Source organism: Streptomyces sp. NPDC017202 (assembly GCF_044331705.1).
In the GTDB taxonomy this organism is placed as follows: Bacteria; Actinomycetota; Actinomycetes; order Streptomycetales; family Streptomycetaceae; genus Streptomyces.
On sequence record NZ_JBIRNP010000009.1, the window covers coordinates 281,432 to 306,886 of the forward strand.

At 75.5% G+C, this 25,455-nt stretch carries 22 protein-coding genes; 12 read left to right on the top strand and 10 right to left on the bottom strand.

Annotation, left to right across the window (positions count from 1 at the left end; all coding sequences use genetic code 11):
* Positions 1-84: 84 nt before the first annotated feature.
* Positions 85-300, bottom strand: a complete 216-nt coding sequence (locus ACH4N1_RS20125) for a hypothetical protein (protein WP_398098748.1) — start codon at positions 298-300, stop codon at positions 85-87.
* A gap of 80 nt (positions 301-380) precedes the next feature.
* On the bottom strand, positions 381-1,751 hold the full coding sequence (locus tag ACH4N1_RS20130; RefSeq protein WP_398098749.1) for a diaminopimelate decarboxylase: 1,371 nt from the start codon (positions 1,749-1,751) through the stop codon (positions 381-383).
* A gap of 259 nt (positions 1,752-2,010) precedes the next feature.
* Here ACH4N1_RS20130 and ACH4N1_RS20135 point away from each other — a divergent pair, with 259 nt between their 5' ends.
* From ACH4N1_RS20135 to ACH4N1_RS20185, 11 genes are all read left to right on the top strand, one after another.
* Positions 2,011-2,943 (top strand): alpha/beta hydrolase, encoded by a 933-nt coding sequence (locus ACH4N1_RS20135; RefSeq protein ID WP_398098750.1) that lies wholly within the window; start codon positions 2,011-2,013, stop codon positions 2,941-2,943.
* 231 nt (positions 2,944-3,174) lie between these two features.
* On the top strand, positions 3,175-5,892 hold the full coding sequence (locus ACH4N1_RS20140; RefSeq protein WP_398098751.1) for a LuxR C-terminal-related transcriptional regulator: 2,718 nt from the start codon (positions 3,175-3,177) through the stop codon (positions 5,890-5,892).
* Between the two features lie 143 nt (positions 5,893-6,035).
* Positions 6,036-7,301, top strand: a complete 1,266-nt coding sequence (locus ACH4N1_RS20145) for a PucR family transcriptional regulator (RefSeq protein WP_398098753.1) — start codon at positions 6,036-6,038, stop codon at positions 7,299-7,301.
* A gap of 450 nt (positions 7,302-7,751) precedes the next feature.
* Entirely contained in the window at positions 7,752-8,546 is a 795-nt protein-coding gene (locus tag ACH4N1_RS20150; protein ID WP_398098755.1) for an ABC transporter ATP-binding protein, read from the top strand.
* Positions 8,543-9,478, top strand: a complete 936-nt coding sequence (locus ACH4N1_RS20155) for an ABC transporter ATP-binding protein (protein WP_398098756.1) — start codon at positions 8,543-8,545, stop codon at positions 9,476-9,478. The genes ACH4N1_RS20150 and ACH4N1_RS20155 overlap by 4 nt, the downstream gene beginning before the upstream one ends.
* Positions 9,475-10,371, top strand: coding sequence for a branched-chain amino acid ABC transporter permease (locus tag ACH4N1_RS20160; RefSeq protein WP_366056443.1), 897 nt, complete (start codon positions 9,475-9,477; stop codon positions 10,369-10,371). The genes ACH4N1_RS20155 and ACH4N1_RS20160 overlap by 4 nt, the downstream gene beginning before the upstream one ends.
* On the top strand, positions 10,364-11,521 hold the full coding sequence (locus ACH4N1_RS20165; protein WP_398098758.1) for a branched-chain amino acid ABC transporter permease: 1,158 nt from the start codon (positions 10,364-10,366) through the stop codon (positions 11,519-11,521). Before ACH4N1_RS20160 ends, ACH4N1_RS20165 begins: the two co-directional genes overlap by 8 nt.
* Positions 11,518-12,786, top strand: a complete 1,269-nt coding sequence (locus tag ACH4N1_RS20170; RefSeq protein ID WP_398098759.1) for an ABC transporter substrate-binding protein — start codon at positions 11,518-11,520, stop codon at positions 12,784-12,786. The genes ACH4N1_RS20165 and ACH4N1_RS20170 overlap by 4 nt, the downstream gene beginning before the upstream one ends.
* A 162-nt stretch (positions 12,787-12,948) precedes the next feature.
* Positions 12,949-13,806 carry an aldo/keto reductase gene (locus ACH4N1_RS20175; RefSeq protein WP_398098760.1) on the top strand — a complete coding sequence of 286 codons (858 nt, stop codon included), beginning with the start codon at positions 12,949-12,951 and terminating at the stop codon, positions 13,804-13,806.
* Between the two features lie 207 nt (positions 13,807-14,013).
* A complete protein-coding gene (locus ACH4N1_RS20180; protein WP_398098761.1) occupies positions 14,014-15,783 on the top strand; it encodes an ABC transporter ATP-binding protein in 1,770 nt (589 codons plus the stop codon).
* A gap of 188 nt (positions 15,784-15,971) precedes the next feature.
* Positions 15,972-16,277 (top strand): DUF5133 domain-containing protein, encoded by a 306-nt coding sequence (locus tag ACH4N1_RS20185; RefSeq protein WP_398098762.1) that lies wholly within the window; start codon positions 15,972-15,974, stop codon positions 16,275-16,277.
* Positions 16,278-16,291: 14 nt separating this feature from the next.
* Here the strand turns inward: ACH4N1_RS20185 and tgmB are convergent, their stop codons facing one another.
* The 7 genes from tgmB to ACH4N1_RS20220 form a co-directional block, all read right to left on the bottom strand.
* Entirely contained in the window at positions 16,292-17,275 is a 984-nt protein-coding gene (tgmB, locus tag ACH4N1_RS20190; RefSeq protein WP_398098764.1) for an ATP-grasp ribosomal peptide maturase, read from the bottom strand.
* Positions 17,276-17,289: 14 nt separating this feature from the next.
* Complete coding sequence (tgmA, locus tag ACH4N1_RS20195; RefSeq protein ID WP_363090027.1) at positions 17,290-17,481, bottom strand: putative ATP-grasp-modified RiPP; 192 nt, start codon at positions 17,479-17,481, stop codon at positions 17,290-17,292.
* Between the two features lie 213 nt (positions 17,482-17,694).
* Positions 17,695-17,976: a DUF1232 domain-containing protein gene (locus ACH4N1_RS20200; RefSeq protein ID WP_398098766.1), complete on the bottom strand. Its 282-nt coding sequence runs from the start codon at positions 17,974-17,976 to the stop codon at positions 17,695-17,697.
* 181 nt (positions 17,977-18,157) lie between these two features.
* Positions 18,158-20,263, bottom strand: a complete 2,106-nt coding sequence (locus tag ACH4N1_RS20205; protein WP_398098768.1) for a xanthine dehydrogenase family protein molybdopterin-binding subunit — start codon at positions 20,261-20,263, stop codon at positions 18,158-18,160.
* Complete coding sequence (locus ACH4N1_RS20210) at positions 20,260-21,270, bottom strand: FAD binding domain-containing protein (RefSeq protein WP_398098770.1); 1,011 nt, start codon at positions 21,268-21,270, stop codon at positions 20,260-20,262. Before ACH4N1_RS20210 ends, ACH4N1_RS20205 begins: the two co-directional genes overlap by 4 nt.
* Positions 21,267-21,827, bottom strand: coding sequence for a 2Fe-2S iron-sulfur cluster-binding protein (locus tag ACH4N1_RS20215; protein WP_398098772.1), 561 nt, complete (start codon positions 21,825-21,827; stop codon positions 21,267-21,269). Before ACH4N1_RS20215 ends, ACH4N1_RS20210 begins: the two co-directional genes overlap by 4 nt.
* A gap of 141 nt (positions 21,828-21,968) precedes the next feature.
* Complete coding sequence (locus tag ACH4N1_RS20220; protein WP_398098773.1) at positions 21,969-23,114, bottom strand: hypothetical protein; 1,146 nt, start codon at positions 23,112-23,114, stop codon at positions 21,969-21,971.
* Between the two features lie 885 nt (positions 23,115-23,999).
* Here ACH4N1_RS20220 and ACH4N1_RS20225 point away from each other — a divergent pair.
* On the top strand, positions 24,000-24,500 hold the full coding sequence (locus ACH4N1_RS20225) for a roadblock/LC7 domain-containing protein (RefSeq protein WP_398098774.1): 501 nt from the start codon (positions 24,000-24,002) through the stop codon (positions 24,498-24,500).
* 67 nt (positions 24,501-24,567) lie between these two features.
* On the opposite strand, the gene ACH4N1_RS20230 is transcribed toward ACH4N1_RS20225, so the two are convergent.
* Positions 24,568-25,170, bottom strand: a complete 603-nt coding sequence (locus ACH4N1_RS20230) for a hypothetical protein (protein WP_398098775.1) — start codon at positions 25,168-25,170, stop codon at positions 24,568-24,570.
* Positions 25,171-25,455: the final 285 nt, after the last annotated feature.

Here is a 25,455-nt window from a genome sequence, read left to right on the forward strand (position 1 = left end):
CGGACGCCGTGCGCGCCGAGCCTCGCACACGAACGGCGCCGGAACGCACCCCTCGGAGGGATCACGGCGGCCGTGACCCGGCCGTCAGGCGGCGCGGGTGCCCGCCGCGGCCTTGTGGGCGCCCTTGCGGGCGGCCGTCCCCGTGCCCCGCGACGTGTCCCGGACCAGGTGCAGATGCCTCCTGCGCCCGGCGTGCCGCCGCCTGGGCCGGGCGGGGGAGAGCACCCGGTCCTCCACTCGGTCCAGGACCACCAGCAGGGCGGACAACGTCGGCAGCAGCAGTACGGCGACCCAGAACACGGCGTCCCTCCTCGTCCGGCGACCCGCTCCGGGTGCACCGATGCACGCCGTTGATGCGTGCGGACGCCCGGGGAACGCCGTCAGGGACGTGAAGGATCCGTGAAACCGTCCAGCAGCGCGTCCGCCTGGGCCAGCCCGCTCTCCTGCGACACCTCCCGCAGGGTCTGGGCCGGCCGCACCGTGACGAACCCGACGCCGCCGGCCCGGAACACGAAGCCGTACACCCCCGGCCGGGGCAGGCTGTTGTAGGCCCAGGGCGCGGAGAAGCAGTAGGCGCCCGCGTCGTGCAGCACGACCAGGTCCCCCTCGGCGAGTTCGGGCAGCGGGCGGTCGTGCGCCACGACGTCACCGGCGAAGCAGAGCGGCCCGGTCACGTCCTGGCGCAGCCGCGGCGCGTCCTTCGGCGTGCCGTCCGGGCCGTACGCGGACACCCGCAGCGGCCAGGACCCGGGCATGAACACCGTGCGCGTGGCGACCTGGGCGCCGGCGTGGGTGAGCACGACCCGGCGGCCGCCGGCGTCCTTGACGTACTCGACGCGGGCCGCGAGGAAGCCGTTCTTGGCGAGCAGGGAACGGCCGAACTCGGTGACCAGCCGGTAGCGGCCGTCCAGCACGGCCGGCCGGACGGCGGTGAGCGCGGACACGTAGTCGGCGTAGGTGGGGGTGACGGTGTCACCGTCGAAGTTCACCGGCAGACCGCCGCCCAGATCGAGGCTGGTGACCTGCCGGCGGCCGGACCGGGCGTCGATCTCCTCGGCGAGGTCGTGCAGGGCCGCGACCCCCTCGGCGATCAGCGGGAGGGGGCAGCCCTGCGACCCCACGTGCGCGTGCAGCCGGGTCAGCCACGGGCGGCGCGCGAAGGCCTCGACGACGCGCTCGCGGGCCCCCGGGTCCCGCAGGGCGACACCGAACTTGGAGTGCGCCGTCGCCGTGCTCATCGGGCCGATGGTGCCGCCGCCGACCTGCGGGTTCACCCGCAGCCCGAGGACCGAGGCGCAGCCGGGCGGGCGCAGGGCGTCCACGCGCTCCAGTTCGGCCAGGTTGTCGGCGTTCAGCGCCACGCCCAGGGCGAGGGCCTCGCGGATCTCCGCGCGGGTCTTCGCGGGCGAGTCCAGCACGATGCGGGCCGGTGCGAAACCGGCGTCCAGCGCCAGCCGCAGCTCGCCCGGGCTCGCCGCCTCGCAGCCCATCCCCGCGTCGGCGAGCAGCCGCAGCACGGGCACCAGCGCGCACGCCTTCGCCGCGAACGTGTGCAGCACGTCGGGGACGTGCGCGAACGCCCCGTGCAGGGCGGCGACGCCGTCGCGCACCCCCTGCACGTCGACGAAGGCGGCCAGTGGCCGGTCCTCGCCGATCAGCCCGTCGGCGACGGCCCGGCGCAGGGCGGCCGGGACGCGGGCGGAGCGGTCGGCGCCGGTGGCGCGGGTGTCGTCGTCGGCGGGGAGCACCACGGGAGGGCCTCCTTCGGTGCCGGGCGGGGGCGTGCCGGGCGGGGCGGGGCGGTGCCGGGTACCGGCGGTCACCTCCAGCTTCGTCCCGCGCGGGGGAGTACGGCGACCGCGGACGACGCCGCGGGCGGCGGGGCGGGCCGCACGAGACCGGCGACATTGCCGGTCCCAGGGCGGCGACATTGCCCCAGAGTGGCACGGCCATCCCCCACGAGGGCCCGCCCGGCCGGGCGGGCCGCCACGACAGAGAGGACGACTCGTCGTGCAGCAGCAAGCGCGCACCGGCGCCGCCCACCGGGTGTCCGCCGGTTCCCCCCACCGCGCACGAGGCCGGTTCGCCGGCCTGGTGACGGCGATCGCCGCGGTCGTCGGCCTCACCACGCTCGGCCAGCCCGCGGCGCAGGCCGCCGACAACCCCTACGAGCGCGGCCCGGCGCCGACCACGTCGAGCATCGAGGCGGCACGGGGTCCGTACGCCGTCTCGCAGACCACCGTCTCCTCCACCGCCGTCACCGGTTTCGGCGGGGGCACGATCTACTACCCGACCAGCACCGCCGACGGCACCTTCGGCGCGGTCGCCGTCTCGCCCGGTTTCACCGGCACCCAGTCCTCCGTCTCCTGGCTGGGCCCGCGGCTCGCCTCCCAGGGCTTCGTCGTCTTCACCATCGACACCACCTCGACGCTCGACCAACCCGCCTCGCGCGGCAAGCAGTTGCTCGCGGCCCTGGACTACCTCACCGGCCGCAGCTCGGTCCGGACCCGCGTCGACGGCACCCGGCTCGGCGTGATGGGCCACTCGATGGGCGGCGGCGGCAGCCTCGAGGCCGCCAAGACCCGGCCCTCCCTCCAGGCGGCCATCCCGCTGACGCCGTGGAACACCGACAAGACGTGGCCGGAGGTCGGCACGCCCACCCTGATCGTCGGTGCCGACGGCGACACCGTCGCCCCCGTCGCCAGCCACGCCGAGCCCTTCTACACCTCGCTGCCGTCGTCCCTGGACCGGGCCTACCTGGAGCTGAACGGCGCCACCCACTCCGCCCCGACCAGCTCGAACACGACGATCGCGAAGTACAGCGTCTCCTGGCTGAAGCGGTTCATCGACAACGACACCCGCTACGAGCAGTTCCTGTGCCCGCTGCCGAGCCCGAGCTCGACCATCGAGGAGTACCGGGGCAACTGCCCGCACACCTCCTGACCCTCCCCGAAGCCGTACGACGGCGGCGGCGGTCGCGCCCATCCGCGCGCGACCGCCGCCGCCGTCGTCGTTGTGCGCGATCACGGCGCGGACGGGCGGCGGTTGGGCACCGGCACAAGCCCGCACACCCGGCTCCACCCGCGAACGCCCAGGTGGCGGGCCGGAATAGGGCCCGCACCCACCCGGACGAGTGACTTCCGCCTCACGTTACGCGTGCGTAACGTCACGGGAATGACCGGACAGACGACCGCGCCCCCCGGCCCGACGCCGTACCGGGCGAGCACCCCCGCGGACCGGCTCGACGGCGGCGCGCACGTCGTCACGGGCGAACCGGGCTGCGGCCGCACCCGGTTCCTCGAACGCGCCGCCCGCGCCTTCGCCGGGCCCGTCGTGCGGGTACGGGCGGACCCCGCCCGGTCGGCCGTCCCCGGCGACGGCCTGCGCACCCTGCTGCGCGCGCTCGGCGACGCCACCGGCCACGCGCCGGCCGGCGGCTTCGGACCGGCCCTGCTCGACACGCTGTCCGCCGGTCCGGCCCCGCTGCTCGTGTGCGTCGACGACGCCCACCTGTGGGACCCGGTCTCCCGCACCGTGCTGGGCGACGCCGCCCGGCAGCTGTGCCGTACGACGGCGGCGGCGCGCCTGCTGCTCACGGTCCCCGGACACCGCCCGCCCGCACCGGAGTTCGCCGGACTGCCGGTGGTGAGGGTGGACCCGCTCACCCCGCCCGAGGCGGTGGCGCTCCTCGACGAGGTCACCGGCGGAGCCCTCGACGGGGGAGTCCGGGACGCGATCGTGGACGCCGCCCAGGGCAGCCCGGCCCTCCTGCTGGCCCTCGTCCGGCGCCTCTCGCCCGCCCAGCTGCGCGGGGACCGTCCCCCGCCCCACCCGCTGCCCGGCGCCGAGGTGCTGACGGGCCTGGCCGGCGGGTACCTGGACGGACTCACCCGCGACCGCCGCGACCTGCTGCTGACCGCGGCGGCCGCCGCCCGCGACGACGAGGACACGGGCGTCGGCCTCGGCCTCGTCCTGCGGGCGGTCCGGCACCTCGGGCACGACGGCGCCGTACCGCTGCCCGATCTGCTCGCGTCCGCCGACGACGAGGTCCGCTTCCACAGCGAGCTGCTGCGCAGAACGGTGTACGCGGCGGCCCCGGACGAACGGCGGCGGGCCGTCCACCTCGCGCTGGCCCGCGAGCTGGAGCACTCCAAGGCCCCGGGGGCCCCGGGGGCCCCGGAGAGAGGGGACCCGCGGGCCGTGCTGCACCGGGCCTGGGCCGGAGCCGTGCGCGGCGACGAACTGGAGGCGGTCGCCGGGGACCTGCCGTCCCGCCGGCTGCGCTGTGCCGCGTACACCCGCGCCGCCGAGCTGTGCGAGGACGGCCCGCGGCGCGCCGAGCGGTACACGGCCGCCGCCGGCCAGGCCCTGCTCGACGGACGTTCCCACCAGGCGCTGCGGCTCCTCGACGCGGCCCGGACCGGCGGCGCATCCGCCGGCGTGCGCGGCCGTGCCGCACTGCTGCGCGGCACGGCGGCGCTGCGCGACGGACCCGTCGACGAGGCCCAGGCCTCCCTCCTGCTCGCCAGCTCCCTGCTCGCCGACCGCTCCCCGGCCGACGCCGCGGCCGCCGCACTGGCCGCCTGCGACGCGGCGTGGGCGGCGGGCGACCCGGCGGGGTGCCTCGCCGCACTCGAACGCTGCGGGCGGGTCACGGCAGACCTCGCCCCGGACGATCCCCGCGCCGACTACCGGCTGGGGCTGCGGGCCCTGCTGGAGGCGCGGTTCGAGGAGGCCGCGGTCCGGCTGCGGCGGGTGGTGCCGGCCCCGGACGGCCCCGACGTCCCGGAGGACGGCCTGCGGGCCGCCGCGGCGGCCCTCATGCTCGGCGACCTCGCCGGCGCCCGCCGGGCGGCCGCGCGGGCCCTGGCCGCCGCCCGCACCCTGGACGCCGTCGCGGTCGTGCCCCGGGCACGGGAGTACCTCGCCTACGTCGAACTGCGCGCCGGACGGCACGCGCTCGCCCGCACCCACGCCGAGGAGGGACTGCGCGCCGCGCACCGGGCCGGGCAGCGCAACACGGCCGCCCACCAGCACGCCGTACTGGCCCTGGCCGCCTCGATCGAGGGGGAGACCGAACGGGTCGCCGCGCACGTGGCGGCCGCGCTCGGCACCGCCCGCCGGCACGGCCTCGCGCAGGCGGCGACGCTCGCGGAGTGGGCGGCGGCCCGCGCCGACCTGGGGTGCGGCCGGCCCCAGGAGGCCGCGGACCGGCTCGGGCCCCTGGTACGGCCGGGCGCCCGGCGCGGACACTTCGCGCTGTGGATGCTCGCCATTCCCTGTTACGTGGAGGCCGCCGTCTCCGCCGGGCAGCCCGAGGACGCCCGGACCGTCGTCGAGGACTTCGCCCGGTGGGCGGTCTTCGGCGCCGATCCCCAGGCGCCCGCCCAACTCCTGCGCTGCCGCGCCCTGCTGGCCCCGCAGGACCGGGCCGACGCCCTCTACCGGCACGCCCTCGACCTCCACGAATCGGCCGGCGGCGACTTCGAGCGGGCCCGCACCGAACTCCTCCACGGCAAGTGGCTGCGCCGCCGGCGCCGCCTGCGCGAGGCCCGCGACCGGCTCGGCGCCGCCCTCGTCGGCTTCGAACGGTGCGGGGCCCGCGCCTGGGCCGAACAGACCCGTGACGAGCTGCGCGCGGGCGGCGCCGCGGCCGGCGGAGCGCGCCCGAACGGGCCCGCCGACCTGGCGGGACTGACCCCGCAGCAGCTGCGCATCGCGCGCCGGGTCGCCGAGGGCGCGACCAACCGGGAGGTCGCGCTGACGCTGTCCGTGAGCACCCGCACCGTCGACTACCACCTGCGGAGGGTGTTCGCCACACTCGGTGTGCGGTCCCGGCTGGAACTGGCCCGGCTGGTCGAGCAGGCGGAAAAGACCGGTGCACACCCCTAGGGACCGACCGGACGGTATGTCATCCTTCGGGGCAGGACCCGCCGGCCGGCGGGACCCGTGCGGACCTCCACGGCCGGCCCGGAGCCGGACGGGGCACCGCCGTGCGGGAGCCGCCGGGTCACCGACCCCTGGGGAGGACCGCGATGCAGCACGCCCTTCGGTCACGGATTGCGGTGCGCCCGGCACCGGCGGGGCCCGCAGGACCGGGCCCGCGGCCGCGGCCCCGCGTCCGGTCGCTGATCGACGCCGACGCCCTGCGCGTGCTGCACCGCGCCGCGCGGGTGCTGCTCGACGACCTGCCCGACCTCACCGACCGGCTCGTCGCCGCCCTCCAGGACCAGGAGCCCGCCTACCGCACCGCCGTGGAGAGCGACCCCGCCGCCACCTGGCAGGAGGTCCACCGCTCCCTGCGGCACAGCGTGAACTCGCTCCTCGACCCGCGCGGCAACCGGGACGCGGCCCGCCGCTGCTCCTGGAAGATCGGCGCCACCCGGGCCGAACAGGGCCTGCCCCTGGACGCCCTGCTGCACGCCTTCCGGCTCGGCGGCTCCCTGGTCTGGCAGGGCCTGGTCGAGGAGACCTCCCGCTCCGCCCCCGAGGACGTCCGCCTCCTCGTGCACGTGGCCGCCGACGTGTGGAACTTCGTCGACGAACACTGCACCCTCGTCGCGGACGCCTACCGGCAGGTCGAACGACAGCTCGCCTGGCGGCGCGAGAACCGGCTGCGGCTGCTCGCCGCCGCCCTCCTGGAGGGCACCAGCCGCATCGCCGACCTGCCCGAGGCCGCACAGGCCCTGGACCTGCCCGAGCAGGGCCGCTACGTCGTCGTCGCGGTGTCCGGCGGCTCCCCGTCCGAGGCGGCCGGTGCACGGGCCGCGGTGGGACGCGGCGCGCGTGTGCACTGGCACACCGGGGTCGAGGTGGACTACGGCATCGTCCTGCTCGGCGACGGCCAGGACGGGACGGCGATCGACGGCGGCCCGCCCTCGGGCGCGCGCGTCGGCGTCGGTACGGCCGTGTCGGGCCTGGCCGCCGTCGGCGACGCCCGCCGCCTCGCGGACACCGCGCTGCGCATGTGCCCGGGGACCGGCGGCACGATACGCCTGACCGAACACCTCCCCGCGGCCCTGGTGATCTCCGCGCCCGACCTCGCCACCGCCCTCGCCGACCGGGTGTTCGGTCCCTTGCGGACCCTGGAACCCGCCGACGCGGCCGTCCTCCTGGACACCCTCGCCACCTGGCTGGCCTGCGACGGCTCCGCCCAGCGGGCGGGCGAACGCCTCTACTGCCACCGCAACACCGTCCTCAACCGCCTCCGCCGCTACGAACAGCTCACCGGCCGCAGCCTCTCCCGCCCGACGGACGTCGTCGAGATCACCCTCGCCCTGGCGGCCCGGCCCGCCCACTGACGGGCGCCACGGCGGGGCGGCGGGGCTGGGCGGCGCGGCGGCGAGGCGGGCCCCGCCCCGTCATGGACCCGCGCCCGCGCCCCCGCGTGCGCGCCCCGGCCCTCGGCCGGGGCGAAGCGGTGCGGTGAGGCGAGGCGGCGGTGAGGCGAGGCGGTGCGGTGATGCGGGCCGTACCGCCACTCACCCGTGACCATGACCCGCTGACCCGCTGACCCGCTGACCCGCTGACCCGCTGACCCGCTGACCCGCTGACCCGCACATCCCCTCGTCCCGCCGCCGCGGCGGCACGTGTTCCCCGCCTGGGCACCCGCACAAGCCCCCGCCCCCCGCACTGGGCCCGCGCAGCGACCCCGTCCCCGCGCCTGTACCGGCCCCTCGGCCCCGTGTTGTGGTGAGCGCCCCCGTCCCCCGAAGTGCCGTGACCGGCCGGCACGGACCCGAGGAGCCGCGATGCCCGAAGCACCACCGCAGGATCCGCCCGCGCTGCGCGTCGAAGGGCTCGACGTCATGTACGGGCGGGCCCTGTCAGCCCTGCGTTCCGTGTCCCTGACCGTTCCGCACGGCGCGGTCGTCGCACTGCTCGGCGCGAACGGCGCCGGCAAGACCACGCTGCTGAGGGCCGTCTCGGGCACCCTGCGCCTGCACCGCGGCACCGTCACCGCGGGCCGCGTCCGCTACGGCGACACGGAACTCGACGGACGCGACCCGGTCGCCGCGGTACGGGCCGGAGTCGTCCAGGTCCCCGAGGGCAGACGGGTCTTCGCCGGCCTCACCGTCGAGGAGAACCTGCGCGCCGGCGGCCTCGGCCTCGGCCGGCGCGCCCCCGCGCTGGTCCGGGAGTCCCGCGACCGCGTGTACGGCCTGTTCCCCGTGCTCGCCGAACGCAGCCGGCAGGCGGCCGGCCTGCTGTCCGGGGGCGAGCAGCAGATGCTCGCCATCGGCCGTGCCCTGATGGCCGCCCCCCGCCTGCTCCTGCTCGACGAGCCGTCCCTCGGCCTCGCCCCGCGCATGGTGTTCCGCATCGCCGAGGTCGTCCGCGAGATCAACGAGCAGGGCACCGCCGTGCTGCTGGTCGAGCAGAACGCCGGCATGGCCCTGTCCCTCGCCGACCACGCACACGTCCTCGAGGTGGGCGAGATCCGGCTCTCCGGTCCCGCCGACGAACTCGCCCGCACGGACGCCGTGCGCCGCCTCTACCTCGGCGAGAGCGCCGACGAACCGGCCGGCGACCAGGGGGCCGCGTGAACATCCGCACCACCGGCCGTACGGCCGCCCGCGCCACCGCCGGTTCCCCGGCCGCACCCCCCGCGCTCCACGTCCGCGACGTCACCGTCCGCTTCGCCGGTCTCACCGCCCTCGACACGGTCTCCTTCACCGTGGCCCCGGGCTCGGTGCACGCCCTGATCGGACCCAACGGCGCGGGCAAGTCCACCTGCTTCAACGTCCTGTCGGGCCTGTGCCGCCCGGCCGCCGGCCAGGTCCTGCTCGGCGACACCGACCTGACGGGGCTCGCCCCGCACCGGATCGCCGCGCTCGGCGTGGCCCGCACCTTCCAGAACATCGTCACGACCGAGGGCACGGTCGCCGACAACCTCATGCTCGGCCGGCACGCCCTGTCCCGCGCCGGCTTCGCCGCCAGCGCCCTGCGCCTGCCGAGCGCCGTGCGCGAACAGCGCGCCCACCTGGACCGGGTCCACGAGATCGCCGAACTCACCGGCCTCGCCGCCCACGTCGACACCCCGGTGGCCCTGCTGTCCTACGGCGACCGCAAACGCGTCGAACTCGCCCGCGCGCTCTGCCTGGAACCGCGCGTGCTGCTGCTCGACGAGCCGGTGGCCGGCATGAACGGCGCCGAACGCGCCGCCACCGCCGACGTCGTCCGCACGGTCCGGGAACGACTCGGCCTGTCCGTCGTCCTCGTGGAGCACGACATGGGCCTCGTCATGCGCCTCGCCGACGAGGTCACCGTCCTCGACTTCGGCCGCCGGCTCGCCCACGGCACACCCGAGGAGATCCGCCGCCACCCCGAGGTGCTGCGCGCCTACCTGGGCACCGGCGCCCCCGACGAGGCCGGCGCCCCCGACGAGGCCGGCGGGACGCCCCCCGGGGCCACCGACACGGCCGAGACCCGCGAAAAGACCGACGTGACCGAACCCCCCGGGGAGAACGCTCAGTGACCACCCTCCTCGACACCCTCCTCAACGGCCTCGCCCTCGGCGCCGTCTACGCCCTCGTCGCCCTCGGCTTCGTGGTCATCTTCAAGGCCTCCGGCGTCCTCAACTTCGCCCACGGCTCGCTGCTCCTGCTCGGCGGCTACCTCGTCGCCGTCCTCCACGACGACCTCGGCTTCGCCGGCGCCCTCGCGGTGGCCGTCCTGGCGACCGGGGCCGTGGCCGGCGCCCTCGACCGGCTGCTGCTGCAACGCGGCGACCCGGACCCCAAGGCCGCCCACGTGCAGACCATCGTCACCATCGGCGTGGACATCGTGCTGGTGACCGACCTGTCCCGGCGCATCGGCGGCGACCTCCTCACCCTCGGCGACCCGTGGGGCGACGCGGTGACCGGCCTCGGCCCGGTGACCGTCGCCGACAGCCGGCTCGCCGCGATCGCCGTCTCCGCCGTCGTCATCGCCGCCGTCTTCGCCCTCTTCCGGTTCACGCCCTGGGGTCTGTCCCTGCGCGCGGCGGCCGAGGACGTGGAGGCCGCCGCCCTGATGGGCGTACGGCTGAGCCGGGTCCGCATGCTCGCCTGGTGCCTGGCCGGCGCGCTCGCCGCACTCGCCGCCGTGTTCCTCGCCGCCTTCCCGGCGCCGGGCCTGGAGCGCACCACCGGCCAGATCGCCCTCAAGGCCTTCCCCGCGGCCATCCTCGGCGGCATGGCCTCACCGCCCGGCGCCCTCGCGGGCAGCCTGCTGATCGGCCTGACCGAGGCCCTCGTGGCGGGCTACCAGTCCGAACTGCACGTCCTCGGCGAGGGGTTCGGCGACGTCGCGCCCTACGCCGTGATGGTGGTCGTCCTGCTGGTGCGGCCCACCGGTCTGTTCGGCGCGAAGGGAGCGGTCCGTGTCTGAACTCGTCCCGAAGTGGGCCAGGCTGCTGCTGCCCGCCCTCCTCCTGTGCGCGCTGCCCTTCTACCTCGACGCCTTCTGGCTGCGCATCGGCCTGTTCTCGCTGGCCGCCGCCATCGGCGCCGTCGGCCTCGGCCTGCTCAGCGGCACCGCCGGCCAACTCTCCCTCGGCCACGCCTTCTTCCTCGCCGTGGGGGCCTACGGCTACACCTGGCTGGCCGGTGACCCCGGCCCGGCCCTGCCGCCGGCGCTCGCCGCCGTCCTCGCCGTGCTGCTGGCCGGTGCGGCGGGCGGCCTGTTCAGCCCCGTCGCCGGACGGGTGCGCGGCATCTACCTGGGCATCGCCACCCTCGCGCTGGTCTTCCTCGGCCACCACCTGCTGCTCACCGCCGACTCCGTCACCGGGGGCTTCAACGGCCGCTCGGTGCCGCCGCTCACCCTCGGCGGCTTCGGTTTCACCGCCGACGACCCCGAACTCACCGTGCTGGGCGTGCCGTTCGGCGCCGAGGAACGCCTCTGGTACCTCGGTCTCGCCCTGTTCGCCCTCACCTGGTTCACCGCGCGCGGACTGCTGCGCGGCCGCCCCGGCCGGGCCCTCGCGGCGGTCCGCGACAGCGAGACCGCGGCGGCCGTCATGGGCGTGAACGTCGCCCGCTACCGCTCGGCCGCCTTCGTCGTGTCGTCGATGTACGCCGGTCTGGCCGGGGTCCTGCTGGCCCTCTCCTTCCGCCGGGTGGTGCCCGACTACTTCGGCCTGGCCCTGTCCGTCGACTACCTCGCCATGATCGTCATCGGCGGCCTCGGCTCCGTCGCCGGAGCCACCGCGGGAGCCTTCTTCGTCACCGCGCTGCCCCTGCTGATGACCCGGTACGCCGACCAGCTCCCGCTGGTCGCCGCCCCCGGCACCGGCGGCGAGGGCGCCATCGGCCCGACCGAGGCCGCCCGCTACCTCTACGGCGCCGCGATCGTCGTCATCCTCCTGTACGCCCCCGACGGACTGCACGGCCTGACCCGTCGCGTGCGCGCCCGCCTGCGGCCCGCCCGCCCACCCGGCGGGACCCCGTCCGCGCCCCCGCCGACCAGCACCGACGCCCCACCCGCCTCACCGGACTCACCCGCCTCACCCGCACGAGCCAAGGAGCACACCCCGTGAACCCCAAGCACCGCACCCGCGGCACCGCCCTCACCGCGGCACTGGCTGCCCTGCTGATCGCGGCCACCGGCTGCAGCTCCAAAGCGGACGGCGGCACCACCTCCGACGGCGCCGACGGCGTCACGTCCGGCCCCGGAGTGACCGGCAAGACCATCAGACTGGGCGCCCTCACCGACCTGACCGGCCCCTATGCCACCCTCGGCAAGTCCATCGTGCAGGCCCAGCAGATGTGGGCCGACGAGACCAACGCCAAGGGCGGCATCTGCGGCCGCAAGGTCGAGATCGTCGTCAAGGACCACGGCTACGACGTCCAGAAGGCCGTCACCGCCTACGCCGACATCTCCCCGGACGTCGTCGCCCTGCCCCAGGTCATCGGCTCCCCGGTCGTCGCGGCCCTGCTCGACGACATCGAACGCGACCACCTGCTCACCTACCCCCAGGCCTGGGCCGCCTCCCTGCTCGGCAAGGACTCCGTCCAGGTCATGGCCACCACCTACGACCTCGACATGATCGCCGCGGTCGACTTCCTCACCCGCACCAAGGGCCTGGCCAAGGGCGACACCGTCGGGCACGTCTACTTCGAGGGCGACTACGGCGCCAACGCGCTCCAGGGTTCCACCTGGGCGGCGGAGAAGGCCGGGCTGAAGATCGCGGGCCAGAAGATCAAGGCGACGGACACCGACCTCTCGGCCCAGGTGACGGCACTGAAGAAGGACGGGGTGAAGGCGATCCTGATCAGCGCCGGGCCCGCCCAGACGGCCTCCCTGGTCGGCGTCGCCGCCTCCCGCGGCCTGCGCGTCCCCGTCGTCAGCAGCGCGCCGGGCTTCGCCCCCCAGCTGATGAAGACCCCCGCCGCGCCGGCCCTGACGGCCATGCTGAGCATCGTCAGCGGCGCCCCCGCCGTCAGCTCCGACATCCCCGGCGTCAAGAACATGGTCACCGCCTACACGAAGAAGTACCCGGCCTCCCCGGTCGACTCCGGGGCGCTCTCCGGCTACAACGCGGCCCAGCTCCTCGGCGCCGACCTGAAGAAGGCCTGCGAGGGCGGCAGCCTCGCCCGCGAGGACGTGGTGAAGGCCCACCGTTCGCAGAAGAACGTCGACACCGGCCTCGGCAGCCCGCAGGACTTCACCGACGTCGACCGGCCCGCCGCGCTGTCGACGTACGTGCTGAAGCCGGACGCGAAGGCGGCTGGCGGCGTGGTCGGCGTCGAGGACGCGCACCAGGCGCCGGGGGTGGAGGAGTACCTGACGTCGAAGTCCTGAACCGGGCCCGCATTCAGCGGCCCCGCTGCTGAATGCGTTCGCTTTCTTCCATTGGACCTCAAAGGCCCGCCGGGGCCAGGCTGGAACGCGTCCGGTGCACCGCGCTCACCTTCCGGTGCACCGGACTTCGTCACGCCCCACCGCCGAGAGAGGTCACGAGCCATGCACACCCGCCGCATCGGTGACGTCGAGGTCAGCGCGATCGGGCTGGGAGCCATGCCCATGTCGATCGAGGGCCGCCCCGACGAGGCACGCTCCCTCGCCACCGTGCACGCCGCGCTGGACGCCGGCGTCACCCTGATCGACACCGCGGACGCCTACCACCTGCACGCCGACGAGGTCGGCCACAACGAGACCCTCGTCGCCAAGGCCCTCGCCTCCCACGACCGGGGCGCCGACGTGCTGGTCGCCACCAAGGGCGGCCATCTGCGCCCCGGCGACGGCAGCTGGACCCTCGACGGCAGCCCCCGGCACCTCAAGGAGGCATGCGAGGCCTCGCTGCGCCGGCTCGGCGTGGAGGCGATCGGCCTCTACCAGTTCCACCGCCCCGACCCGCGCGTCCCGTACGCCGACTCGGTCGGCGCGGTGCGCGAACTGCTCGACGAGGGAAAGATCCTCGCGGCCGGCATCTCCAACGCCGACCCCGGCCGGATCAGGCTGGCGAACGACATCCTGGGCGGCCGGCTGGTCTCCGTGCAGAACCAGTTCTCGCCCGCCTTCCGCTCCAGCGAGCCCGAACTGCGCCTGTGCGACGAGCTGGGCATCGCCTTCCTGCCCTGGAGCCCGCTCGGCGGCATCTCCCGCGCCGGTGAACTCGGTTCCGCCCACGCGCCGTTCGCCCGGATCGCCGAGCGGCACGGGGTGAGCCCGCAGCGCGTGTGCCTGGCCTGGATGCTCGCCAAGTCGCCGGTGGTGGTGCCCATTCCGGGCGCCAGCCGCCCGGAGACGATCCGCGACTCGGCCGCGGCGACCGAGCTGGTCCTCACGGCGGAGGAGCTGGCGGAGCTGGACGCGGCCTGACCGGGCGCGCCGACGGGACGCGGGACGGGGCACACCGCCGGGGCACGGGACCCGGGAACGGGCATGGGACCCGGGAACGGGTCGTGCCGCCGGGCACGCCACCCGGGTGCGGTCCTGTCGACCAGGATAGAAAGCGCTTGCTCTACGCTCGGGACCCGCACCCCCACCTGATTCCCGCATCCCGAACCCGGGGAAGGACCACCGCCGATGGCGTCGTCGCTCGACAGACCCCTCGACCACCGCTACCGCGACGAGCACCCGATCCGCACGCTCGCCTACCTCTTCCGCGCCGACCGGCACCGGCTGGCCGGCGCGGTCGTCGTCTTCACCGTCAAGCACAGCCCCATCTGGCTGCTGCCGCTCATCACCGCGTCCATCATCGACACCGTCGTCGAGCACCAGCCCATCGGCCGCCTGTGGACCAGCACCGGCGTCATCCTCTTCATCCTGATCGTCAACTACCCGCTCCACCTGCTCTACGTCCGCCTCCTGTACGGCAGCGTCCGCCGCATGGGCACCACCCTGCGCTCCGCCCTGTGCACCCGCATGCAGCAACTGTCCATCGGCTACCACTCGCGGGTCAGCGCCGGAGTGCTCCAGGCCAAGGTCGTCCGGGACGTCGAGGCCGTCGAGCAGATGGTGCAGCAGACCGCGGAGAACGGGCTCGGCGCGATCACCGTGCTCACCGGCGGACTCGTCATCATCGCCGTCCGCACCCCCGAGTTCGTGCCCGTCTTCCTGATCGTGGTGCCCGTCGCCGCGTTCGTCGTGGCCCGCCTGCGCTCCCGGCTGCGCGCCCACAACGAGCACTTCCGCCACGAGGTGGAGACCCTCTCCTCACGCGTCACGGAGATGACCCGGCTGATCCCGGTCACCCGCGCCCACGGCCTGGAGGGCAAGGCCATCACCCGCATGGACGGCACCCTGCGACGCCTGCTGACCTCCGGGATGCGCCTCGACCTGGTCAACGGCCGCTTCGGCTCGATCTCCTGGGTCGTGCTCAACGTGGTCGGCGTGCTGGTCCTGGCGGGCGCGGCCCTCGTGTCGTACTACGAGGTCTGGGGCGTCACCCCCGGTGACGTCGTCATGCTCAGCGCCTTCCTCACCACCCTGACCAACTCCACGACCACGCTGACCGGCCTGGCACCGGTCATCACCAAGGGCCTGGAGTCGGTCCGTTCGGTCGGCGAGGTCCTCCAGGCGCCCGAACTGGAGGACAACGAGGGCAAGGCCGAACTGACCGCGCTGCACGGCGCGGTGGACTTCGAGGCCGTCGGACACGCCTACGACGGCGGCCGGCCCTCGGTGCGCGACTTCACCCTGTCCGTGGCGCCGGGCGAGACCGTCGCCCTGGTCGGCGCCTCCGGCGCGGGCAAGTCGACCGTGCTCAACCTCGTGATCGGCTTCATCCGGCCGACCGCGGGCCGGCTGCTGCTGGACGGCACCGACATGAACACCCTCGACCTGCGCACCTACCGGCGGTTCGTCTCGGTGGTCCCGCAGGAGTCGATCCTCTTCGACGGCACCGTCCGCGAGAACGTCGCCTACGGCATGGAGGACGAGGCCGACGAGGAAGCGGTCCGCGCGGCCCTGCGCGACGCCAACGCCCTCGAGTTCGTCGACCGGTTGCCCCAGGGACTAGACACCCTGGTCGGCGAGCGGGGGGCACGCCTGTCGGGAGGACAGAAGCAGCGGCTGGCGATCGCCCGCGCGCTGATCCGGGACCCCAAGGTGCTCATCCTGGACGAGGCCACGTCCGCGCTCGACACCCGCTCGGAAGCCCTGGTCCAGCAGGCACTCGCCCGGCTGCTGCACGGACGCACCACCTTCGTGGTGGCGCACCGCCTGTCCACGGTGCGCGGCGCCGACCGGATCGTGGTCATGGGGGAGGGGCGGATCCTGGAGACCGGCACGCACGAGGAACTCCTGCGCCGGGGCGGCGCCTACGCGGCCCTGCACAGCGGGCAGGTGGCCTGACGCCACGGGGCCGCCCGCCGGGGCGGCACGGGATCGGCACGGGATCGGCACGACAGGCCCGGTGCCCGGGGACCACTGGGCCGGATGGCGAAAAACATACCCCCGGAGGGTGACACGCGCCCCATCCGTGCATGAATCACCCGGGTCCGGGCACACGACGCCCACCACACCTGGAGAAAGGGGCGCTCGTGATCGTTCCGGACCCGAAGACCGTCAGGACGCTGCTCACCCGTTACGCGACGCTGAGGATCGCTCAGGCGGAGCGGGAGACACCGCAGACGGCTCGCGAGTTGGAGGACGTCACCTACACGCTGTGCGTCCTCATGGCCACGTCCGACGTCCGTGAGGCGGTCGCCGCCGCGGACGCCCTGCTCGCCGCCGAGGTGCGGCCGCCGGCGGCCCGGCTGCCGAAGCAGGAGACGGACGCGGCGCAGGACGTCACGACGAGGGACGGCGAGCGGGACGAGGAGAGCGGCCTGTCCCTGGCGGTCTGAGGCCGTCCCCGGCCTCAGACCGCCGAACCACAGCGGTCCGCGTCCCGGGCCGGCCCTCGCGGGGGAGTTCCGGCCAGCCACCGCGCGATGGTGCGGGCGATCGGCTGGCCGGTGTCCACCTCGACGAAGCCGAACTGGCCCGACTGGTTGCACTCCAGGAACCACCACGTGCCGTCGGCGTCCTCCGCGAAGTCGAAGGCGCCGTAGGCCAGTTCCGCCCCGCGCAGATACGTCCGCACGGCCTCGGCCAGGCGCGGCGGGACGTCGACCGGGCGCCACGGCGCGGTGGACGGCGCGAAGCGCACGTCCACCACCTCCGGGTCGCCGTCGCCGCAGGCCTCCTTGCGGGCGGCCAGCAGGTGCTCGCCCACCGCGGTCAGCCGGATGTCGGCCCGCTTGGCGACCCGCCGTTGCAGCAGGGTCGGGCCGTAGGCGACGGCGGCGAAGTCGGCCCCGGGCGGGACCCGGGTGGTGGGCACAGCCCGGGGCGGGTCCTGCGGATGCGCCCCGGACACCGGCTTGACCACCAGGTCGGGGTACCGCTCGGCGAAGTCCCGCGCCGCCTGCGGGAACGTCGTGATGAGCGTGGCCGGCACGGGCAGCCCGCTGCGCTGGGCCAGCCGCAGCTGCCACGGCTTGTGCCGGGCCCGGCGGGACGCGTCCGGATGGTTCATCCAGCGCGCCTCACCGCCGCGCAGCATCCCGTACAGCGCCTGCGAGGCCTCCTCCGTGAGCCACGCGGACGGGTCGGGGGCGCGGGCCGCCGCCGCGCCGGGCCGGCGGACCCACACCGAACGCAGCGAGTCGATGCCCACCAGCCGTCCCGCGGACGACAGATGGCCCCGGAAGGCGCCGTGCACGTACTCCCCGGAGAGCGCCACGGAACCGGTCAGGTCGGCGGGATCGAGCCGCACGACGGGGACGCCGGCGGCGTTCAGGTGCACGACCACCATGTCCGCCGTGACGTCCTCTTCACTGGTGAGGATGAGCACGGTCATCTCGGCCGCCGCGCTCAGTCGTCGAAGTGCGTCTTGGAGCCCGCTGTGGAGGTCGTCGTCCCGAGCTCTCTCAGCAGGGCGTGGTCGCGGGCGGCGATCCGGCCGTCGAGGAGCACGTTCAACTGCATTCCTGGGTCATAGGCGTACGGAGTGGTGAACTCCAACTCCGCCGCCGGGCGTGCGTAGTTGAGCGCGAACGGTTGCATCGTCTCTCCCTCGTCGGTACTGCGTCGATCAAGCGGTGCCACCGTGCGACGTCACTCGGGCCCGCTGCTGTGGTGCGACCTTCAGTCACTTATACGAATCGAACGGGTGGTTGGTTTCCTCACTCTCCGTGATCGCCGCCGGGGCGGGCCGGGCACAGGGAGCTGAGCAGGGGCGATGAGCCTCGTGCGGAGTGAAAACGTCTTCCCGAGCGGTCAGTTGGCGGAGTCCGCGGGGCCGGGGGCGCGGCGCAGCGAGCGCAGGGCGAGGAGCAGGACGCCGATGTCGTCGAGGTAGACCGGGTCGGGCAGCAGGTCGGCCGGGAGGACGAAGTACGCGACCGCGCCCCAGAACACCCAGCGCGGCCCGGTCGGCAGGCCCGCCTGCCGGAGGCCGCGCCGGGCCCGCACCAGCCGCACCATGACGGTGGCGGCCACGGCGAACAGCGCCACCGCCACTACCGCGGCGGCGGTGACGAGCGTGGTGGTCGCATCCACGGGCCCTCCCTGTGCGCGGTCCGTCGCGCGGTGTCCGGTGGTTCCCCGACTGTCGATTCCCCGTTCTCGTCTGCCGAATGCCCCGTCCGGGGGAGGGAAATCGCGCCGACCGGGTGTCGTTCGACACGCCCGTGCGCCCGCCCCGCCCGCGCGGACGCGCGTGGCCGGGGCGGGCGCCGGTTCAGCGGCCGGACTCCGGCAGCGCGGTGAGCACCCGGTCCGGGGTGAGGGGGAGTTCACGGAAACGGACGCCGGTCGCGTGGTGGACCGCGTTGCCCACCGCGGCGGCCGTGCCGACGATGCCGATCTCCCCGATGCCCTTGCTGCCCATGGGGTTGAGGTGCGGGTCGTCCTCCTCGACCCAGTGCGCCTCGACGTCCGGCACGTCCGCGTGCGCGGGCACGTGGTACGACGCCAGGTCGGACTCCGCGAAGTCGCCGAACGCGGCGTCCATCGTGCTGCCCTCGGTCAGCGCCATGCCCAGACCCATGATCATGCCGCCGACGAACTGGGAGCGGGCGGTGCGGGCGTTGAGGATGCGCCCCGCCGCGTACACCCCGAGCAGCCGGCGCACCCGCACCTCGCCGGTCACCGTGTCCACCGCGACCTCCGCGAAGTGCGCCCCGAACGCGTGCCGGGCGTACCCGGAGTCCGCGTCGGCGGTACCGGCGGTGTCGGCGTGCTCGACCAGGCCGTGCTCGGGCACGGGCCCCGGGAAGGCGGCCAGCCGGTGCGCGAGCCGGACGCACGCCTCGTGGACCGGCCCGCCCCAGGACGCCGTACCGGAGGAACCGCCGGCCAGCGGGGCGGACGGCAGGTCGCTGCTGCCGAGCCGGACCCGGACCCGCTCCAGGGGCACGTCGAGAGCGTCCGCCGCGATCTGCGCGAGGACGGTACGGGCCCCGGTGCCGATGTCCGTGGCGTTGACCTCGACGAGGAAACTCCCGTCGGGCAGGGCACGGGCCGCCGCGGTCGACGGCGACACCAGCACCGGGTAGGTGGCGGCGGCCACGCCCGTCCCGACCAGCAGCGGGCCCTGCCGGCCGGAGCGCGGACGCGGATCGCGCCGCTCCCACCCGAACCTGCGCGCCCCCTCGCGCAGGCACTCCACGAGGTGACGGCTGCTGAACGGCCGGCCACTGTCCGGTTCCGTCTCCGGCTCGTTGTGCACCCGCAGCTCGACGGGGTCCATGCCCAGTTCCACGGCGAGTTCGTCCACGGCCGACTCCAGCGCGTACATGCCCGGCGCCTCCCCGGGCGCCCGCATCCACGAGGGGCTCGGCACGTCGAGGGGGACCACGCGGTGCGCCGTACGGCTGTGCGGGGCGGCGTACATGACGCGGCCCGGTACCGCCGCCTGCTCCACGAACTCCTTCACGCGGGAGGTGTGCGTGGTGACCTCGTGGTCCAGGCAGGTCAGCCGGCCGTCGGCGTCCGCGCCCAGGCGCAGCCGGTGCAGGGTCGGCGCCCGGTGCCCGACCACCGAGGGCAGGAAACGGCGTGGCAGGACGACCGTGACCTGCCGCCCGGTGTGCCGCAGCGCGGCCATCACGGCGAGCACCACGTCCGGCCGGGGCGTCCCCTTGGAGCCGAAGCCGCCGCCGACGTGCTCGGCGACGACGGTGATCCGCTCCCCGGCCAGCCCGAACACAGCGGCGAGCACGTCCCGTACGGTCGTGGTGCCCTGGCTGGAGGTGTGCACCGTCAGGTGCTCCCCGTCCCAGTGCGCGGTGCTGGCGTGCGGCTCCATGGGGTGGTTGTGCAGGGGCGGCACCCGGTAGCCGACGTCGACCCGGACGGCCGCGGACGCGAACGCCCGCCGGGAGTCGCCGCGTTCGCGGACCGCCGGATGGCCGCCGTTGGCCTCCTCGGGCTCGTAGGCGTCCGGGTGCGTCTCGGACAGCGTGACGTCGTGCGGCTCCGCCGAGCAGTCGACGCGCACGGCGGCGGCGCCGGCCCGCGCGGCCTCCGGGCTGTCCGCCACCACCAGGGCGACGAACCAGCCCCGGTGCGGCACACGGGCGTCCTGGAGCACGGCGAGGATCGGATCGTCCGGCTCGGCGAGCCGCGGCGCGTTCTCGTGGGTGAGCACGGACACGACGCCGGGCAGGCCGAGCGCGGCCGAAGCGTCCACCCCCGTCACCCGGCCGCGGGCCACCCCGGCGGGCACCGGACGGGCGAACAGCCGCCCGGGGGCGGGGAACTCGGCGGCGTAGCGGGCGGTGCCGGTGACCTTCTCGCGGCCTTCCCGGCGCTCGGCCGGAGCGCCCGTGGCGGGTGACCTCACGCGTCCTCCCCGTGCGGTGCCGAGCCGCCGTGCGCGAGCCGCCCGAGGACGTCGACGGCGAGGTTGCGGGCGAGGGGCACCTTGTAGGCGTTGCCGGGCAGCGGCCGGGCCTGCTCCAGTTCGAGGCCGACGGCACGCTCGCACGCCGCCCCGGTCGGCGCCGCCCCCACGAGCGCCTCCTCGGCCCGCCGGGCCCGCCAGGGCCGGTGCGCCAGCCCCCCGAACGCGATCCCCGCGTGCGCGACCACGCCGTCCGACACCTTCAGGACCACCGCGACGGACGCCAGCGCGAAGGCGTACGACGCCCGGTCGCGGGCCTTGCGGTACGCGGACGGCACCCCGGCCGTGGCGGCCGGCAGCAGGACCGCGGTCACCAGCTCGCCCGGCTCCACCACGGAGTCCCGCTCCGGCCGGTCACCGGGCAGCCGGTGGAACTCCGCCGCGGGCACCCGCCGTACGCCCGCGAGGCCGTACAGCTCGACCTCGGCGTCCAGCGCGGCCAGGGCGACCGCCATGTCCGAGGGGTGGGTGGCGACGCAGTGCTCGGAGTGGCCGAGCACCGCGTGATCGCGGTGCACGCCGGCCAGCGCGCCGCAGCCAGTGCCCGGCTCCCGCTTGTTGCAGGGCTTGGACACGTCCTGGAAGTAGGGGCAGCGGGTGCGCTGGAGCAGGTTCCCGCCGGTCGTCGCGGCGTTGCGCAGCTGACCGGAGGCACCGGCGAGCAGCGCCTGCGACAGGACGGGGTAGCGCTCGCGGACCAGCGGATGCGCCGCCAGGTCGCTGTTGCGCACCAGCGCGCCGACCCGCAGCGAACCGTCCGGCAGCTCCGTCACCCCGTCCATGGGCAGACGGGTGACGTCGATGAGCGTGGTGGGCCGCTCGACGCCGAGTTTCATCAGGTCGACGAGGTTGGTGCCGCCGCCCAGGTAGCGGGCGCCGGGGTGGGAGGCGTAGGCGTCGGCGGCCTCGGCGAGACTGCCGGCCCGTACGTAGGCGAAGGGCTTCACCGGATCACGTCCTCGACCGCGTCGACGATGCGGGGATACGCCCCGCACCGGCACAGGTTGCCGCTGAGCCGCTCGCGGATCTCCTCCCGGTCGAGCGGCACCGGACCGCGGACCGCTCCCGCGCCGGTGACGTGCGAGGGGTGGCCGGCCTCCGCCTCGGCGAGGGCGCCGACCGCGGAGCAGATCTGCCCCGGTGTGCAGTAGCCGCACTGGAAGGCGTCGCGTGCCAGGAAGGCCCGCTGGAGCGGGTGCGGCTCCTCGCCGTCACCCGACAGCCCCTCGACGGTCGTGACGTCGCAGCCGTCGGCGGCCACCGCGAGCAGCAGGCAGCTGTTCACCCGCCGGCCGTCGACCAGGACCGTGCAGGCGCCGCACTGGCCGTGGTCGCAGCCCTTCTTGGCACCGGTGAGGTCCAGGTCCTCCCGCAGGAGGTCCAGCAGGACGCGCCGGTGGTCCACCGTCAGGGTGTGCGGCTTGCCGTTGACCCGCAGCGTCGTCTCGGAGCGGTACGGAGGCGGTGCGCCGGCGCCGTGCGCGGGTTGCTGCTCGCTGCCCATGTCGTGGACCCCTTCGCTCGTGGATCCCTTCGAAGACCCGTCGTGCCGTGGGGACCGCGTATCCAGCGGACGGCGCTCGACACGTCCCGCGGGGCGGGAAACGGCCGCGGGGCGCACCGGGGGCGCGCGGGCCGGGCCGGGCTACCCGGCCTCGTCGCCGGCCGGCTCCCGCTCCCGCGGGCTCTCGGCGCTGGCCGGGCGCAGGCCCTTCGCCGTCTCGCGGAGGCGTTCCAGGGTCCGGCCCAGCTGCTGGAACGGCGAGCCGGCGGGCCGGGCGGCCGGCTGCGCGGGCTCGCCCGGCCCGGCCGCCTCCCGGTAGGCCTTCAGCGCCTCGTGCGCCTGCTCGGCGGCCTCCCGGTACAGGTCACGGGACTGCGTCATCGCCTCCAGCGCCTCCCGGTACCTGACCACGAGACTGCGCTCGCGGGCCAGCTCCTCCTCCAGCGTCAGCAGCTGCCACTCGTCCCGCAGCGCGGTCAGCGCGGCCTCGCCGCCGTCCGGCAGCGGCTTGGGCAGGGCGGCGAACCGGGTCACCGCGTCCAGCAGCTCGGTGGGGTGCGTGCCGTCCAGGAAGACGCTGCGCACCGTGAAGTCGGCGGCCTCGTACCCGGCCGGGGCCGGCGACCCCGGCAGCACCAGGGCGCCGCCGCGGGGCAGCTCCACGCCGAACTCGCGCAGCGCCCAGTTCGCGGTCCGCAGCTGGTGCGGTGCCGCACGGTGCTCCACGACCCGGTGGTGCAGTCCGGGCGGCAGCAGCGGGACCAGGGAGCGGCGGCCCCGCTCGTCGGGGGTCATGGCCTCGTGCACCAGCAGGTCGATGGTCCAGGTGTCGCGCTGGGCGCCGCGCAGCACCCGCCGCAGTTCCTTGTCGTCCGCCGGGAGCGCGCTGACGTCGGCATAGCGGCCGCCGGTGACCGTCTCCTGGCCCCACGGGGCGTCCTCGTCCCAGGGCCAGAACATGGCGGCCGGCGACGGCCAGCGCAGGTCCCACGGCCGCTCCGCCTCCGCGACCAGCGTCCATTCCTGCCCGCGCCCGGACCACTCGCCGAGCGTCAGCCGGGCCCGCACGGTGACGTCCCCGGGCACCTGCCAGCGGGCTTCGAGGACCAGTTCGCCTTCGGTGGTGTCGGCGTCGGGGACCTCCAGGAAGTCCTGGAGGGTGCCGGCGTCCTTGAGCGACCGGAGGTTCTTGCGCAGGACGTCCGGCGCGGTCGGCCCGGTGTGGCGGCCGCGGGTCAGCCACACCGTGGAGGGCGTCGGGGCCGGGACGGTCGGGGAGGTGAGCATGAGTCCCTTCGTGAGGAGCGAGGGCGACGGGGGAGTGCCAGTATCGCCGTCGCGGCGGGCGGGTGAGCGAGCGGGGGTCGGTGCAAAACAGGTCGTGGTGCGCATTCCCACCCGGGCCTCGCGTCACGCGTGGAGCGGGGCACCCGGGTGACCCCCGCGCCGCGCGCCCGCGACCGGTCCGGCGGGGGCGGGCAGCGGCACCCGGCCGACCGTACGCAGGAGGAACGCACCGGTGGAACCCGGTCTCACAGGACGGACCGCGCCGGTGCCGGGCCCTCCCGGGGTATCGGCGCGGCGATCACCGTCGGCCCGGCGCGCCTTCGCGCGCGAGCGGCACCCCCGGTCGCTGCCGCACCGGTCCGTCGAACCGGAGGAGATCACCGGCCGTGTCGCCCACCTCGGCCCGCCGCTCGCCGCCTGCCGCCCGCCGCCGTTCGCCTCCGCCTCCGCCTCCGCGGCGACGGGCGGCGCGTGGCGCGTGGGCGGCCGGTCCGGTCCGGCCGGTCCGGTCCGGCCGGTACACCGACCCGGTACCACCCCGACCGCGCGCGGCCCGCACACGGGGTGTGCGGCGTTCACCACCGGACGCGGACGCGCACCCGTGGTCCCCGCCGCGGCGGCCGCCGACAATCGACCCGGCGGACAGGGCTCGCCCACCATCCGCGTCGGGGCGGGCCCTGTTCCCGTGCCCGGAACAGCCCTCCCGCGGAGCCCGCGGACCGTCCCCCGGACCGGGTCGCACGTTCCAGAGGAAAATGCCAAAGCATCCACCCGGGACCGCCACTTTCCGTAACCTCGGGGTCACGCCCTCGGTGGCCGCCCGCTGCCGGGCCCGCCGGGCCGGTGAGCGCCGTGCCGTCGACTCGCGCCGAAAGGAGACCGGTCATGCCCGTCGAGGCCGAGGTCCTGAACGAACTGCACCGGCTGCGCACCCGCATGCCCCAGCTGACGGGGGCGGTGGCGGCCAGCGTCGACGGACTCGTCCTCGCCCAGGACCTGCCCGGCGTCCAGCCGGAGGGCCTCGCGGCCCTCACCGCGGCCGCCCTCGGTGTCGGCCACCGCCTGGTGGACCTCACGGCGCGGGGCGAGTTCTGCGAACTCCTCGTGCGCGGGACCGGGGGATACGTCGCCACGTACGCGGCCGGCCCCACCGCCGTCCTCACCCTGCTCGCCGACGACCGCGCCAACGTCGGCCGCCTGCACCTCGAAGGCCGGCGCAGCGGCGCCCACATCGCCGGCCTGATGGCGGCCGGGCCCACACCGGAACCGGCACACCCGGCCGTTCCCACCGTCCCGCCACCACCCGAGAACCGTGCCCTGGGCGCCCTGCCGATGCGCATCCCCCGGCAGTTCAGACCTCAGCGGGGTCCGGAGCACGGCGGCTGAACCGGCCGCCGACCGCACCGCGAGGCGGGCCTGCGCCCCTCACCCCCCCCCGCACCACGGAGCAGCTCTACGCGCCGCCGCCTCCCGCCCGTCCCCGGCGGCGGTCGGCGCCGCGCCGCTGGCCCACGACCCGTTCCGCGCCGCCCGGGTTCGCGCCGGGCGCGCTGAAGCCGCCGGGCACCAGCCGCGGCGATACCGCGGCCGCGGCCGACGGCGGGCCGACCTCCACCGCGCGGGTGCCGGTCGGGCCCGCACTGCCGGCGTGGGCCGGTGGCGGTGTCGCACGGCCGATGACCCGGGTGTGCGGCATCAAGGCGGCGCAGGCGGAGCAGACTTCGCTGAGCGTCCACACCTGGCCCACGGCCGGGTCGTGCCGCAGCACCAGCAGGACCGCGCCCGCGCAGGCGACCCGCGTGCCCTCGTGCAGGGCGCACCGCTCGCGCCGGCACCCGCAGGCGGCGTCGTGGCGCACCGACGCCGCTCGGGCGTGCGCGGCGGCGTGGGCTTCGGCGAAGCGGCGCAGGGCCGCGAGATCGCGCGAACGCGACGGCATCGCGCACGCGGAGGAACAGGTGACCGACGCGGTGCGGTCCCGGTGCCCGACCACGCGAATGGTCCAGGAGCGGCCGGGACGGCGGGCTGACGGCGCCTCGGGGAACGTTTGAGCCAAGACCGGATGTCCTTCGTGCGACGCGGGCGGGGAAAGGGGAAGGGCACCGCGTTCCGGTTCCGGCACGGCCCACCGGAGGTGACCCCGTCCAGAGCATGCCCGTGCCCCCGCCACGCCATTCCCGCCGAGCCCGTACGACAGGTGCACGGGGAGGACACACCGGAGCACGGACGGGCGCGCCGAAGCCCTAAGACCGTGTCCTATGTGGTGAGGCGGATGAGTCGTTTGTAGCAGCAGAGGGCGGCGGCGAGGCCGAGAAAGGCCAGGTAGTTGCGGGGATCGCGC

Coding starts and splice junctions, on each gene's coding strand:
- ACH4N1_RS20145 (WP_398098753.1), top strand. CDS start 6,036: ATGCAGCACGCCCTTCGGTCACGGATTGCGGTGCGCCCGGCACCGGCG.
- tgmB (WP_398098764.1), bottom strand. CDS start 17,275: ATGACCGTGCTCATCCTCACCAGTGAAGAGGACGTCACGGCGGACATG.
- ACH4N1_RS20225 (WP_398098774.1), top strand. CDS start 24,000: ATGCCCGTCGAGGCCGAGGTCCTGAACGAACTGCACCGGCTGCGCACC.
- ACH4N1_RS20180 (WP_398098761.1), top strand. CDS start 14,014: ATGGCGTCGTCGCTCGACAGACCCCTCGACCACCGCTACCGCGACGAG.
- ACH4N1_RS20220 (WP_398098773.1), bottom strand. CDS start 23,114: ATGCTCACCTCCCCGACCGTCCCGGCCCCGACGCCCTCCACGGTGTGG.
- ACH4N1_RS20175 (WP_398098760.1), top strand. CDS start 12,949: ATGCACACCCGCCGCATCGGTGACGTCGAGGTCAGCGCGATCGGGCTG.
- tgmA (WP_363090027.1), bottom strand. CDS start 17,481: ATGCAACCGTTCGCGCTCAACTACGCACGCCCGGCGGCGGAGTTGGAG.
- ACH4N1_RS20215 (WP_398098772.1), bottom strand. CDS start 21,827: ATGGGCAGCGAGCAGCAACCCGCGCACGGCGCCGGCGCACCGCCTCCG.
- ACH4N1_RS20140 (WP_398098751.1), top strand. CDS start 3,175: ATGACCGGACAGACGACCGCGCCCCCCGGCCCGACGCCGTACCGGGCG.
- ACH4N1_RS20150 (WP_398098755.1), top strand. CDS start 7,752: ATGCCCGAAGCACCACCGCAGGATCCGCCCGCGCTGCGCGTCGAAGGG.